This is a genomic window from Streptomyces sp. NPDC090077, assembly GCF_044747545.1.
Taxonomy (GTDB): Bacteria; Actinomycetota; Actinomycetes; order Streptomycetales; family Streptomycetaceae; genus Streptomyces.
Map to the genome: position 1 here is coordinate 260,050 of NZ_JBIVEG010000004.1, position 13,125 is coordinate 273,174.

The following is a 13,125-nucleotide window of genomic DNA, read 5'->3' on the forward strand; positions in this document are numbered from 1 at the left end:
GGGGGGGGGCCCGGGGGGGGGGGGGGGGGGGGGGGGGGGGGGGGGGGGGGGGGGGGGGGGGGGGGGGGGCCCCCCCCCCCCCCCCCCCCGACGCGCCGTGTTGCCGTACGCCGCACCGCCGTCCGGCGCCGCTACCAGTAATGCCGTCGGCCTCCGATGGCATGTCCGACGGATCCCAGGATCCACAGGACCAGGCCGACGAGGACCAGGATGATGCCGATGGTCCAGAGGATGGCGATGCCGGCGACGTAGCCGACGATCAGTAGTATGACGCCCAGAATGATCATGGCTTCTCTCCGATCTCCGGTGTGCGTCTTCCCGCTCGGGGCGTCGTAATGCCTCGGCATGTCGTCGAACCGGAACCGGGGCAGCCGGTCTGTCCTCGGAGTAATGCCGTGATTACTCTGGGGTGAACATGCGGCGCCCCGGCGCCGCAACGCATTCGATTCAGGGGGAATGGAATGGCACTTCAGCCTGCCGTCGTCGATCTGCTGGAACTCAGCCCGGACTTCATACGGAACCCGTACCCGGTCTACGCGGCGCTGCGGGAGCGGGGACCCGTGCACCACGTGCGGACCCCCGACGGCGAGGACATGTGGCTGGTCGTCGGCCACGAGGCCTGCCGTACGGCCTTCACCGACCCGCGGCTGAGCCGCGACTGGCACCGGTCCGGGGACGTCGGCCAGATCATCAACGTGGAACAGGACCACCCGGCGCTCGCCCACATGCTGATGGCCGATCCGCCGGACCACACCCGCCTGCGGCGCCTGGTGGTGAAGGCGTTCACCCCGCGCCGGATAGAGGAACTGGCCCCGCGCGTCCAGCAGATCACCGACGAACTCCTGGACGCCATGGAGGCGAACGGGGCGCGTCGCGCCGACCTGGTGGAGGCCTTCGCCTTCCCGTTGCCGATGACGGTCATCTGCGAACTGCTCGGCGTGCCCGCCCTGGACCGGGACGCGTTCCGCGGCTGGTCCAACGAGGCGGTCGCCCGCACCAGCGCCGAAGCCGAGGCCGCCGCGTACGAGGAGATGACCCGCTACCTGACGGTGCTCATCGACGCCAAGCGCGCCGAACCGGGCGACGACCTGCTCAGCGCGATGATCCACGCCGTCGACGAGGGCGGCGACCGGCTCTCGCCGTCCGAGCTGATCGGCATGTGCGTCCTGCTGCTCATCGCCGGGCACGAGACCACCGTCAACATGATCGGAAACGGGATGCGCGCCCTGTTCGCCCACCCCGAGCAGCTCGCCGACCTCCGCGCCGACCTCGGCCTGCTGGAGGGAGCCGTCGAGGAGATGCTCCGCTACGACGGGCCCGTGGAGACCTCCACCGAGCGACTCGCCCTGGAGGACGTGGAGATGGGCGGGGTGGTGATCCCGAAGGGCTCCGTCGTCCTGATCGGCATGGCCGACGCGGACCGCGACCCGGCGCGCTTCGAGGACCCGGACCGCTTCGACATCCGCCGGGACGCCCGCGGCCACATCGCCTTCGGCCACGGTCTCCACTACTGCCTCGGCGCTCCGCTCGCCCGGATGGAGGGCCGTATCGCCCTCCGCTCGCTGCTGGAGCGCTTCCCGGACCTGGAGGGCGACGCCGACGCCGCCGGGTTCTCCTGGGTGCACGGCATGCTGATCCGCGGCGTACGGGAGATCCCCGTCCGCTGGTGACCCCCGCGCCCTACTCCGGGGCGCAGAGGTGCCGTTCGGCCGCCAGGACGGCTTCGTGGGTGGTCGGACGGCCCATCAGGACGCACAGGGTGTAGGCCACGTCGTCCATCGCCCGCAGCGTGCCCGGGTCCGTGGGGTCGGCCGCGAGGCGGGCCTGGCAGCCGCGCAGGCGCGACAGGACCTCCTCGGCCCGCAGCCGGCTCGGCAGCAGCCCGACGCCGCGGAACGCGCCCGGCGGCAGCGGGGTGCGGGCCGCCTGCACCGCCCGGTGCAGGGCCCGTTCCACCCGGCCCGGCACCGGCAGGCCGAGCGACCCCGCCACCATGGCCTCCGCGGCCTGCGCCGCGGTGATCCGGGCCCGTTCGGCCGCCGCCAGCAGGATCTGCTTCGCCTCGCGGGCCGAGCACGGGGCCGCGGCCATCACCAGCCCCAGCGCCCACAGCTCGGTCGGCACCTGTCCGAGCGGCCGTTCCGCGAGGGGCGGGGCCTGCGCCGCGAGGGCGGCGGCGGACGGCGGGTCACCAGGAGACGCCACGTTGAGGATCCCTTCGGCGGGGCATGTGCCTTCTCACGCTGACACAGCCTCCGGGGATCCGCATGTCCCGTCTCCGGCGCCCGGGGCCCCTCAGAACGCCGAGTTGGCGAACCAGCGGTCGAGCAGGTCCACGTCTCCGGCGCACTCCACGCCCGGCGCCGTACGGTCCAGTCGGCCGTAGAGCAGGAGCAGCAGGTCCGCTGCCGGTGCCCGGACCTCCGCTCCGGCGGGGGCCGGACGGGTGTCCGCCTCCGGGCCGAAACCGTCGGGGCGCAGCCGGACCAGCCAGGTCCCGTCCGTTCCGGTGCACCGGAACCGGATCGTCTCGCCGGTTCCGCGGAGGTTCGCGACCTTCGGCGCGAACAGCCCGGCGAAGGGCAGGTTGGCCAGGAACTCGTCCACGCCGTCCCGCGCGAGCGCGGGGTCGACGACCGAGGGCAGTCCGAGCGCCCGCTCGGCGTCGACACGGTGCACCAGCGTCTCGAACAGCATCCGGCGGATCCAGAACCGGGCGTGCCCGTCCGCGCCCCACACCCACATCGGGGCGTCGGGGTCGGTGCCGGCGAACACCCCGGCCGCCTCGGCGGCGCCGGTCCTCAGCCATGCGGCGTAACCCTCCTCCCGCTCGGGCAGCCGCAGGTCCACCTCGCGGCCGGCCGGGGGCTGCTGGATCCGCTGCCGCAGCAGCACGGAGAACCAGCGGTGCACGCCGCCGGCGTGCCGGACCAGGTCGGCCAGCGTCCAGCCGGGACAGGTGGGCACGGGGGTCGTGAGGTCGGCGCCCGCGAGGAGGTCCGCGAAGCGGGCGGTCTCCGCCGCGACCGCCGCCCCGTGGTCGATCCGGTCGGCAGTGTGCATGGTGGGGGAGTCCTTCCGTCCTGTCGTTCGCGCTCCGCAGGAACTCTTTCACAGGCCCGCGGCGCCGGTCTCACCGGCTGCCGCCCGGCCCCTCCCACAGTCCGCGCAGGTGCGCGTCGAGCACGTCCCCGGCTTCCCGGGGGGTGAGGTGCCCGATGAGGACGTGCGTGGTGAGGCCGTCCGCCAGGGCCAGGAGGGCCCGGGCCTCCCGCTGCGGATCGAGCCGCGCGGGCCCCTCCGCGTCCGCCCCGGCCGCCTCCTCGACGAGCCGGGCGAACGCCGTCTGCAGGGCCGCGTAGTTCGCCCGCAGCGTCCCGGCGAGCGGTGCGCTCACGGCGGCCTGCGCGACGAAGGCGAGCCAGACCCGGGCCTCGGCCCGGCGCTCCTCGCGCAGCAGCGCGACCTCGGTGGCCGCGTGGCCCAGGGCGGAGGCGGCCGACTGGGCGGGACTGCGGACCAGCCGGGCCCGTACGCGTTCGGCGATGGTCTCGCCGACGTACCCGAGGGCGAAGAGCAGCATCTCCTCCTTCGTGCCGAAGCACCGCTGGACGGCGCCCATCGAGACCTGCGCGCGGGCCGCGACGTCGCGCAGCGTGACGCCCTCCAGTCCGCGTTCGTCGGCGAGGCGGCAGACGGCCTCGGCGATGAGACGGCGCCGCCCCTCGTGGTCCACCTGCCTGGGCATGCGCACCCGCCTTCCTGTTCCGGCCCGTTCCGGCCGCCTCCTGCTGCCCGCCGACACCGTACGGGCGTGCGCCCCAGCTTATTCGATGCGGTCGCATCGGTTCCTCGGTTATGGTTCCGATGCGAGCGCATCAGATCAGGAACGGACCAACGAGCAAGGGAGGACCCGGACGTGCGGGAATCACAGGAAGACCTCTGGCGGCGGCCGGCCGCCGAACAGGCGCGCGCCGTACGCGGCGGCGAGGTGACGGCGGTGGAACTCGTCCAGAGCCATCTGGAGCGGATCGCCGAGGTCAACCCCGCGGTGAACGCGGTGACCCAGCCGATGGCGGACCGGGCCCTGGAAGCGGCCGCCGCCACGGACCGCCGCCGGGCCGCGGGCGAACCGCTCGGCCCGCTCGCCGGGGTGCCGTTCACCGTCAAGGAGACCACCCCCGTGGAAGGCGTGCCGACCACCTTCGGCCTCGCGCGCTTCCGCACCCTCACGGCATCCGCCGACGCACCCCCGGTCGCCCGGCTGCGCGCCGCAGGCGCCGTACCGATCGGGCACTCCAACATGCCCACCCTGGTCCTCGCCGGGATGCACACCCGCAGCGAACTCTTCGGCGACACCGCCAACCCGTGGGACCCCGCACGCACCCCGGGCGGCACCAGCGGGGGAGACGCGGCCGCCGTCGCCACCGGCATGGCGGCGCTCGGCCTCGGCAACGACTCCGGCGGCTCCATCCGGATCCCCGCCCAGTTCTGCGGTGTGGCCGGGCTCAAGCCCACCACCGGCCGCTTCCCCGCCGACCACCGCGTCCTCGGCCCCGACGACCCCGGCCCCGCCTCCCAGTGGCTGGTCACCGACGGACCCCTGGCCCGCCGCGTGGCCGACTTGCGGCTCGCCTACGAGGCCCTGGCCGGAACCGACCCCCGCGACCCGCGGGCCGTGCCCGTCCCCGCCTACGGGCCCCCGCTCCCCGGCCCCGTCAAGGTCGCGGTGGTGACGGACCCCGGCGGGCACGGCGTCCACCCGGCGGTCCGCGCAGCCGTGGCCGACGCGGCCGACGCCCTCCGCGACGCCGGCTACGACGTGCGCGAGGTCGCGGACGTGCCCCGGCTCGACGAGGCCCTCGACGCGTACGACCGCATCACCATGACCGAGTTCGCCCCGAGCTGGCCGGCCGTGCGCACGCTCCTGGGCGAGGGCGGGGACCGCTACATCCAGATGGCGATGGACAGGACGCCGCCCGCCACCGCCGCCGAGCTCGTCCGGCTGACGGGCCTCTGGCTGAACATCCGCCGCTCCTGGGCCGAGTTCCTCGACGCGTACCCGCTGCTGCTCGGCCCTTCCTTCACCGAACCGCCCGTCGAGCCGGGACTGGAGTCCCGCGACCGCGCCGGCCGGGACCGCGTCGCGGCGGCCATGCGGCTGTGCACGGCCACCAGCTTCGCGGGCGTGCCCGCCGTGGCCGTGCCGACCGGACTGTACGACGGGCTGCCCGGCGGGGTGCAGATCGTCGGACGGGCCTTCCGGGAGGACCTGTGCCTGGACGCGGCCCAGGCGGTCGAGGACCGGCTCGGCGTCCTCACCCCCGTCGACCCCCGTCCGGCGGGCGGAGTTTAGGGTTTGCCCATGGGTTTGACAGCAGGTCACGAGCAGGGGGCCCCGCCCGGTCCGACGGCGCAGGCACAGGACTGGCAGGCACCGAGCGCGGTCGAGCGGGGGCTGTACGAGGCGAGGACGCGCGGCGACTGGCCCGCGTACTACGACCTCGTCGCCCGCGCGGACCTGTACATGATGCAGTCGCGGGCGTACACCGACGCGAACCCGCGCAACACCCGCTTCCACCCGTACTGGAACCCGCAGACCGGGACCATGTGCCTGGCCGTCTACACGGGCGGCATGCTGCCCCCGCCCGCCGCCGACCCCGTCTACAACTGCTACGACCTGGGCTGGTTCGCCGAGACCTGGAACCCGGACGACCCGCCCTACCTCGTCGTCAACCCCGGCAGCCCGTGCGAGGGCGTGCTGCCGGCCGGACCGGAGGGCCGCGCCCTGTGGCAGCGCCACGCCGCCCCCGTGGAGCGGCCCGGACTCGCCCGGGACGCCATCCACACCCTGGAGGTCGGCGGCCCCCGCAGCGGCCAGGTCGCCTTCGGCCTCGGGGTCGGCGCGCACATCAACGTGCGCAACGGCCGCTACTGGAACTCCATGGCCTACCACGGCTGCGGCTACCGGGACGAGAAGCGCGTCCTGGAGGAGTGGTGGGGCGTCACCACCCGCCAGGACTGGCTGGACACCCAGGAGCAGCTGCTCGGCGCCGACATGGTCAGCGGCGTCTGGGAGTTCGTCCTGCAACTGCGCCGCTCCATGGCCCTGGACTTCGCCGGCCCCGTCGACGCCGACCACTGGCGCCAGGCCGCGGGCAACGTGGTGCGCCGCCGCGCCGAGGCGGCCGCCGAGCCCCGGCTGACCGCGGACGGCGTCAGCAGGGGCCGCACCGTCACCGAGGCCGAGATCGAGGGCCAGGTCACGGGCGTGCAGCGGCTGATCGGCCGGATCGCCCGCTACGAGGCGCGGTTCCGCGCCGACGGACTGCTCCCCGAAGGGGGGTTCGTCCGCTCCGTCGAGGCCTGGGACTACGGCCGGGCCTCCGCCATGGCCCGTTGGGGCCTCGCCGCCCGCCTGTGCTCCCTGGCGGAGGCGGAGGCGGCCGTGGTCCGCGCCGGCCGCCTGGCCCAGACGAACTACCGCTCCTGGGAGGACTTCTCGGCCGCCTACGTGCTCGGCCGCTGCCTCCACTTCGACGAGGAGGAGTTCGGGGAGTGGTACGAGACGGCCCTCGGCACCCACCGCGTCCTGGCCACCGACCCGGCCAGCCCCTGGCGGACCCTCCCCTGGAGCTGACGCGGCTTCGCACGCCCGGCTCAGCGGCCGGGCTCGGCCCCGCCCGGCACCTCGTAGACCTTCCCGTCGACGCCCGCCCGGTAGAGCCGGCCCGCCGGGAAGCCCCGGTCTCCGCGCCCGTAGGAGATCTGGGTGGAGAGGTGCAGCCCCGACTCCACGGAGCACAGCCGCCCGTCCTCGACCCGCCAGATCTCGCCCGCCGCGTGCGTGGCGACCAGCGGTCGGCCCCGGCCGTCGAGGGTCAGCCCGTCCGGCAGGGCCAGGGCGTCCCCGGCCCCGGCGGACACCCACAGCCGCGGGTGCGCCGGATCCCCGACGGGAATCCGGTACAGCCCGGGGGCCACCGTGGTCTGTACGACGTAGACCTCGCTCCCGTCCGGGGAGACGGCGATCCCGTTGGGCTGCGGCACACGGGCCCAGGCCGGGTCCACCCGGCCGTCCGGGGTGACCCGGCCGATGTTCCGGCCGCCCAGGGTCGTGGTGTACACGGTCCCGTCGGGCGCGAGGGCGACCCCGTCGATCCCGCCGAGGCCCGAGGCGTACGTGGCGACCGCGCCGGTGTCCGGGTCCACCCGCAGCAGCCGCGAGACGGGGAAGAGGTCCCCGGTCAGCGAGTGCGCCAGGTCGTTGCCGGTGCCGACGAGGAGCTGTCCGTCGGCGCGGACGACGATCCCGCCGTTGGCCCCGACGTCCCCGGTCAGGGCCACCGGGGTACTGCCCGGCGCGTCGATCCGGTAGACCCGGCCGCTGAAGTAGGCGGTGGCGAACATCCGGCCCCGCCCGTCGACCGCGATCGACTCCACCCAGTCCGGGAGCTGCGCGACCTGCACCGGCGCCGCCGCCGCCACGCCCGCGCACCGCGCGGCGGCGTACGCGGTCCCCGCCGCCGGAACGGCCGTGGCCGCGGCCAGTACGGCCGCGGCCACGAACCCCGCAGAGGGCCCCCGTAAGACGGTGCGGAGCATCCTGTCGAGCCTCATCGCTTCCCCTCCGTGGTCAGACCGTGCTGCCCGTGAAGTATCGGCGTGAGCCCGCGGGCGCACCACCCCGCGCCCCGCCTCAGGAGGGCTTGACGGCCGAGAAGGCCGTGACCGTCGCCTTGTTGTCGCACTCGGCGAACACGCCGTCGGTCATGGCGATCTGGTGCGCACCCGCGCCGGGCACGCCGATCACCATCGTCGGGAAACTGGCCGGGGTGGCACCGGACACGCAGTACCCGTCCGCCTCGCCCTGGACGTTGACGAAGGTGAGCTTCGTCCACGCGCGGGCGCCGGGCGCCAGCGCGACCGCCGACGCCTTCCCGCTCGGGGTGACGGCCAGCGGAACGTTCTTGCCCGGTGAGCCGTTGCCCGCCCCGGCGACCGTCGGGAACCCGTTGACGGTGCAGGCGTGCTTCGAGGTGTTGGTGACGGAGACGATGGCGGCCCCCGTCCCCGTACCGGGCGGCCGGACCGCTGCCTGCTCGGCGTCCGACACCTTGACCTCGTCGGTCGTGCACGGCTTCGCCCCGCCGCCGCCCGGCGCGGACGCCGAGGGGGTCGGCACGGTCCCGCCCCCGCCGCCGGTGGCGGAGCCGCCCGTACCGCCGCCCGTACCGCCGCCCGAGGAGCCGCCCGTGGGCGTCGGCTTGGCCGGCACCGAGGCGGCGGGCGGCGCCGACGGCGTCCCGGCCGCCCCGTCGTCGGCCGGGCCGCAGCCCGTCATCAGGACGGTGGCCGCGGCGGCCGCCACGAGCGCCGCCGCCGTGCGGCGCGGGCCTGCTGTGTACTGCATGGGATGCTCCTCGGTCTCTCCGGGCCGGCCCCGCACCGGCACGCGTGCAGGGACACGGCACGCCGCCCCGCCGGAGTTCCCGCACTGCGCCGTTGTGGCAGTCCTGTCACGCAACCATGACGTTTCCCGTCCGGCCGCCCGGGGGAGTGGGAACACGGGTTCGGGGCAGTGGCGGCGGACGGGCGGGACGGGGGGCGGCATGGGCCGGTGGCGGGTGCCGTGGTGGCTTGGGGTGTTCCGGTGGATGACGCTGCTCGGGATCGGAATGCTGGCCTTCGGCTTCTGGTCCTCCCCGGACGCCACGGACGACTCGACCGTCCCGCTGCGGACGGTGGAACGGCGTGCGGACGGGGACTGCCTCGTACGGTACGCCGCCCCGTGGGAACCGGAGCGGACCCGGACCGCCACGTTCCGGTGTGGCGCCGAGCGGGCCGCCGTGGCCGAGCGGTGGCCCTGGCGCGGAGACCTCTACGAGGCGGACGCGGGCGCGCCGGTGTCCGAGGGGGTGTCCACGCTCCTCGGGGTGCTGGGCACGTTCACCGCCGTGACCGGGGTGGTGCTGGGCTGCCACCGCACCTTCGTGTGGTGAGCGGAGCGGCTACGCTGCCGCCGTGACGGATACGGGGGACGGCCGCCGGCGACTGCTCCGGGCCGGGCTCGCCGCGGCCGCGACGGCCCTCGCCGGCTGCACCGCCGACTCCGGCCCGGCGCGCCGGCTGCGGCTCGCGACCGGGCCGCACGGAGGCCCGTACAACGCGTTCGGCCTGGCCCTGGCGCGGGCCGCCGCGGGGAGCCGGGTGGAGATCGTGCCGGTGGAAACCGCCGCGAGCGTGGACAACCTGAGGAGGCTGGACGAGGGCTCCGTGGACCTGGCCCTGGCCACCGCCGACGTCGCCGAGGACGCGGTGCTCGGGCGGGAGCCGTTCCCCCGGCGGGCCGCGGTGACGGCGCTGGCCCGCGTCTACGTCAACTACACGCACCTGCTCGTCCCCGCCGCCGGACCCGTGCACGCCGTACCCGACCTCGCGGGCCGCCCCGTCGCCGCCGGCGCCGCGGGCTCCGGGGTGCAGGTGGTCGCCGGACGCATCCTGCGGGCGGCCGGACTCACCGGAGCCGGGGCCGGCCCCGCTCCGGCGGACGTGCGCCAGCTGGGCCTCGCCGAATCCGCGGCCGCCCTGCGCACGGGCGCCGTCGCGGCCTTCTTCTGGTCGGGCGGCGTGCCCACCCCGGCGCTGACTGAGCTGGCACGGGAACTGCCGCTGCGCTTCCTCGCGCTGGACGGCCACGTGGGCCCGCTGCGCGAGCGCCACGGCCCCGTCTACACGGCCGTCACCCTCCCCGCCGGGGCGTACGGACTGACCGGGCCGGTCGGCACCCTCGGCGTCGGCAACTACCTCCTGGCCCGCGACGCGGTGCCCGCGGCCGCGGCGAGCGCCCTGCTGCGGGTGGTGTTCGACCGGTGGCGCGACCTGCTGCGCGAAGTGACCGCGGGCGTACAGCTGGAACCCCGGTTCGCCATCTCGACCGGCGAGGTCCCCCTCCACCCGGGCGCCACCGCCCACTACCGCTCCGTGTTCGGCCGGTGAGCCGAGTCGGAGGTTCATCGTCGTGACGTGAACCCGACCCGGTCCGGGCGACGGCTGCTGCGTGCCTGTGGTTGCCGCACGGGGCCATGTTCTCGGTCAACAGCCGTGGACTTCTCGGTCATTCCGCCCGAAAGGCCCTGCCGTACGGGCGCCGGCACCCTACCGTCGAAGGGAGCCCGCCCCGGTCCGGGGCGGAACGGGGCGATCGAAGCGCACGGAGGAAGGGAAGCCATGGGGGTACGTGCACGGCTGCGCGGGGGCGCGGTCGCGGTGGGGGCCGCGGTGCTGGCGGTGGGGGCCCTGGGGGCCGGGGCGGTTCCGGGTCGGGCGGCGGCCGCCGACCAGTGGCGGCCGCAGCCGGGCACCCTGTACATCTCCGACCTGCCGAAGAACGAGTCGTGGCGCGCCAATCCGACCGCCCGGGGGTGGGGCACCGATTTCGACTGTCCGGCGGGCTGGCCCGTCGAGCCGGCCGAAGTCAACGTATGGCACCGGGACTTCACCACCGCGGAGACCGCGTTCGCCCAGCAGAAGGTGGCGGTCTTCGGCACGGAGGCCGAGGCCATCGCCTTCGCGGACAAGGCCCGGCAGGACTACATGGCCTGCGCGCACGCCCCGCAGCGGCCCGGCGTGACGGCGACCTACCGCGACCACGGGGTGATCAACGTCGAGGAGGGCGCCACCCTTCAGGGGATGCACACCTTCGACTCCAACGCCACCGAGCGCCCCGACTACAACTACCTGTGGGGCGTGGGCCGAGACGGCGACACGGTGACGCTGGTCCTGTGGCAGAGCTACTGGGGCGATCCGCCCGTGATCCCGTGGAAGAACACCCTGAACACCGCGGTGAAGAAGCTGTACTGAGCACCCGCCGCCGCAACCAGCCCTGCAACACCGCCCGCTGGGCACCGGTGACCGGCAGCGGCGGAGTCACCGGGGTGCCCGGCGGACCGGGGCCCGGCCCTGAGCCGCCGGACACCCGCTCGGCACCGCCCCGGCCGTCACGGCGGCGGCAGCCGCAGCTCCACCGCCAGCCCCCGGGGCACGTTGCCGCCGACGCGGAGCCGGCCGCCGCTGGTCCGGGCGATCTCGTCCGCGATGGCCAGCCCCAGCCCGCTGCCGCGCACGTTCTGGTGTCCGGGCGCGCGGGCGAAGCGCCTCGGCAGCAGCTCCAGGTGCTCCTCCGGGACGCCCGGCCCGTCATCGGCGACCCGCACCACGGCCGAACCGTCCGCGCCGGGCCGGGCGCACACCTCCACCCGGCCGCCGCGCGGCACGAACTTCACCGCGTTGTCCAACGCGGCGTCCAGGACCCGGCCCGCGGCGTCGGGCAGGGCGCGGGCGGGCAGTTCCCCGGACGGGACGCGGACCGCCAGCTCCAGACCGGCCGCCCGGAACACCGGCCGCCAGGCCCGCACCCGCTCCCGCACCGCCCGCGCCACGTCCTGCGCGCACAGCTCCGGCGCCGCGGACTCCACCCGGGCCAGCGCCAGCAGTCCGTCCAGCAGCTCCTCCAGCCGCTCCGTCTCCTCCAGCGCCCGGCCGTGCTCGGCCCGGCCGGGACCGGGGGCGACGTGCGGCTCGACGTTCTCCAGCTGGAGCACCAGCGTCGCCAGCGGGTTGCGCAGCTGGTGCGAGGCGTCGGCGACGAAGTCCCGCTGACGGCCGATGGAGTCGGCCAGGGCCTGCGCCATCGCGTTGAAGTGCCGCCGCAGCCGGCGCAGTTCCGGCGGACCGGCATCGGAGACCGCCCGCACGTGCAGGCTCCCGGCGGCCAGCCCCTCCACCGCCCGGTCCAGGTCGAGCAGCGGCCGCATCAGCCAGCGGGTGATCCCTGCCGCCACCAGCGCCGCCGCGGCGAAGGCGGCCGCAGCCCCGGCCGCGAGGAGCGACCAGCGGGCCGCGACGTCCCGCCGGGCCGCCTCCGTCGGCACCGCCAGCAGCACCGCTCCGGCGACCCGCTCGTCCCGCCCCACCGGCTCCGCGAGCACCACCCGGGCCGGCCCCCAGGGCCGCACCGTGGGCAGCCGGTCGGTGGAACGCCCGGTCAGCGCCCGCTCCCTGGCCTCCGCCGCACCGCCCGGGCCCGCTCCCGCCAGGGCCTCCAGGGCCGGGCCCGGGCCGGCCCGCGCGACCGTCGCCCCCGCCGCGTCGACCACGACCACCCCGGCCCCGTACAGCTGCGCGTACCGGCCGATCTCGGCCGACAGCTCCGCCCGGTCCGCCGCCGTACCCGTCCGGTCGGCGAGGTCCGCGAAGCGCACGGCCTCCGAACGCCGCTGCAGGAGCAGGTGCTCGGTCCGCCCCCGCGCGTACGCGTCGGCCAGCGGTACGCACAACAGCAGCGCGGCGGTCCCCATCAGCACCATCAGCACCGCGAGCAGTCTGCGCCTCACCGGCCGGAGTCCCGCTCTTCCACCGCGTCCACGGCGTCCGCCGCGTCACCGAGCCGGTAGCCGAACCCGCGCACCGTGCGCACCAGACCGGAACGGCCCGTCTTGGCGCGGATCCCCGCCACGTGCACGTCCAGCGAGCGGGAGGCGGCGAGGAAGGCGTCCCCCCAGATCCGGTCCAGGATCTCCTCCCGGGAGCACACCTCGCCCGGACGCGCCGCCAGCAGGGCCAGTACGTCGAACTCGCGCCGGGTCAGCCGCACTTCGGACCCCGCCACCGTGACCGTACGCCCGGCCGGGTCCACCTCCACGTCCCCGCAGCGCACCGGCCCGCCGCCGGGCCGCAGCGGCTCGGCTCCGGTGCGCCCGCCCGACCGGCGCCGCACGCTGTCGATGCGTGCCATCAGCTCGGCCATCCGGAACGGCTTGACCACGTAGTCGTCGGCGCCGGCCCGCAGCCCCTGCACGACGTCGCGCTCCTCGCAGCGCGCGGTCACCACGATCAGCGGCGCGTCGCAGACGGTGCGCAGCCGGCGCAGCAGTTCGAGCCCGTCGAGGTCGGGCAGCCCCAGGTCCAGCAGGACGAACTCGGCCTCGCGGACGTACCGCAGGGCGTCCAGCGCCCGCGCCGCCCGGCGGACCGTGTGCCCGCGCTGGGCGAGGGCGGTGCCCAGGGCGCGGGCCATGCGGTCGTCGTCCTCGACGAGAAGTGCGTGCACCGGCCCTCCGGACG

The 13,125-nt window shown here is 75.7% G+C and carries 14 protein-coding genes; 6 read left to right on the plus strand and 8 right to left on the minus strand.

Going from position 1 to position 13,125, the window contains the following annotated elements; genetic code table 11:
- Nucleotides 1–131 precede the first annotated feature (131 nt).
- On the minus strand, nucleotides 132–287 hold the full coding sequence (locus ACIPW5_RS09830; protein WP_401242781.1) for a DUF6131 family protein: 156 nt from the start codon (nucleotides 285–287) through the stop codon (nucleotides 132–134).
- 174 nt (nucleotides 288–461) lie between these two features.
- Between ACIPW5_RS09830 and ACIPW5_RS09835 the strand changes: the two genes are divergently transcribed.
- A complete protein-coding gene (locus ACIPW5_RS09835; RefSeq protein ID WP_401242784.1) occupies nucleotides 462–1,670 on the plus strand; it encodes a cytochrome P450 in 1,209 nt (402 codons plus the stop codon).
- Nucleotides 1,671–1,680: 10 nt separating this feature from the next.
- Here the strand turns inward: ACIPW5_RS09835 and ACIPW5_RS09840 are convergent, their stop codons facing one another.
- From ACIPW5_RS09840 to ACIPW5_RS09850, 3 genes are all read right to left on the minus strand, one after another.
- Nucleotides 1,681–2,205: a DUF5133 domain-containing protein gene (locus tag ACIPW5_RS09840; protein ID WP_401242786.1), complete on the minus strand. Its 525-nt coding sequence runs from the start codon at nucleotides 2,203–2,205 to the stop codon at nucleotides 1,681–1,683.
- A 90-nt stretch (nucleotides 2,206–2,295) separates the two neighbouring features.
- The gene (locus ACIPW5_RS09845) at nucleotides 2,296–3,063 is read right to left on the minus strand and encodes a maleylpyruvate isomerase family mycothiol-dependent enzyme (protein ID WP_401242789.1); all 768 of its coding nucleotides are present in this window, start codon (nucleotides 3,061–3,063) and stop codon (nucleotides 2,296–2,298) included.
- A 70-nt stretch (nucleotides 3,064–3,133) separates the two neighbouring features.
- The gene (locus tag ACIPW5_RS09850) at nucleotides 3,134–3,748 is read right to left on the minus strand and encodes a TetR/AcrR family transcriptional regulator (protein ID WP_401242792.1); all 615 of its coding nucleotides are present in this window, start codon (nucleotides 3,746–3,748) and stop codon (nucleotides 3,134–3,136) included.
- A gap of 171 nt (nucleotides 3,749–3,919) precedes the next feature.
- On the opposite strand from ACIPW5_RS09850, the gene ACIPW5_RS09855 reads away from it, so the two are divergent.
- Entirely contained in the window at nucleotides 3,920–5,356 is a 1,437-nt protein-coding gene (locus ACIPW5_RS09855) for an amidase (RefSeq protein ID WP_401242795.1), read from the plus strand.
- Nucleotides 5,357–5,365: 9 nt separating this feature from the next.
- On the plus strand, nucleotides 5,366–6,640 hold the full coding sequence (locus ACIPW5_RS09860; RefSeq protein WP_401242797.1) for a DUF1266 domain-containing protein: 1,275 nt from the start codon (nucleotides 5,366–5,368) through the stop codon (nucleotides 6,638–6,640).
- Between the two features lie 20 nt (nucleotides 6,641–6,660).
- Here ACIPW5_RS09860 and ACIPW5_RS09865 read toward each other — a convergent pair whose 3' ends face one another.
- Both ACIPW5_RS09865 and ACIPW5_RS09870 read right to left on the minus strand, forming a co-directional pair.
- Entirely contained in the window at nucleotides 6,661–7,620 is a 960-nt protein-coding gene (locus tag ACIPW5_RS09865; RefSeq protein ID WP_401242799.1) for an SMP-30/gluconolactonase/LRE family protein, read from the minus strand.
- 79 nt (nucleotides 7,621–7,699) lie between these two features.
- Entirely contained in the window at nucleotides 7,700–8,413 is a 714-nt protein-coding gene (locus ACIPW5_RS09870; RefSeq protein ID WP_401242802.1) for a DUF4232 domain-containing protein, read from the minus strand.
- Nucleotides 8,414–8,657: 244 nt separating this feature from the next.
- Here ACIPW5_RS09870 and ACIPW5_RS09875 point away from each other — a divergent pair, with 244 nt between their 5' ends.
- From ACIPW5_RS09875 to ACIPW5_RS09885, 3 genes are all read left to right on the plus strand, one after another.
- On the plus strand, nucleotides 8,658–9,002 hold the full coding sequence (locus ACIPW5_RS09875) for a hypothetical protein (RefSeq protein WP_401242804.1): 345 nt from the start codon (nucleotides 8,658–8,660) through the stop codon (nucleotides 9,000–9,002).
- Nucleotides 9,003–9,024: 22 nt separating this feature from the next.
- Nucleotides 9,025–9,999 (plus strand): TAXI family TRAP transporter solute-binding subunit, encoded by a 975-nt coding sequence (locus ACIPW5_RS09880; RefSeq protein WP_401242807.1) that lies wholly within the window; start codon nucleotides 9,025–9,027, stop codon nucleotides 9,997–9,999.
- A gap of 231 nt (nucleotides 10,000–10,230) precedes the next feature.
- Nucleotides 10,231–10,863: a hypothetical protein gene (locus tag ACIPW5_RS09885; protein ID WP_401242810.1), complete on the plus strand. Its 633-nt coding sequence runs from the start codon at nucleotides 10,231–10,233 to the stop codon at nucleotides 10,861–10,863.
- Between the two features lie 137 nt (nucleotides 10,864–11,000).
- Here the strand turns inward: ACIPW5_RS09885 and ACIPW5_RS09890 are convergent, their stop codons facing one another.
- Complete coding sequence (locus ACIPW5_RS09890) at nucleotides 11,001–12,395, minus strand: ATP-binding protein (RefSeq protein ID WP_401242812.1); 1,395 nt, start codon at nucleotides 12,393–12,395, stop codon at nucleotides 11,001–11,003.
- On the minus strand, nucleotides 12,392–13,111 hold the full coding sequence (locus ACIPW5_RS09895) for a response regulator transcription factor (RefSeq protein ID WP_401242815.1): 720 nt from the start codon (nucleotides 13,109–13,111) through the stop codon (nucleotides 12,392–12,394). The genes ACIPW5_RS09890 and ACIPW5_RS09895 overlap by 4 nt, the downstream gene beginning before the upstream one ends.
- Nucleotides 13,112–13,125: the final 14 nt, after the last annotated feature.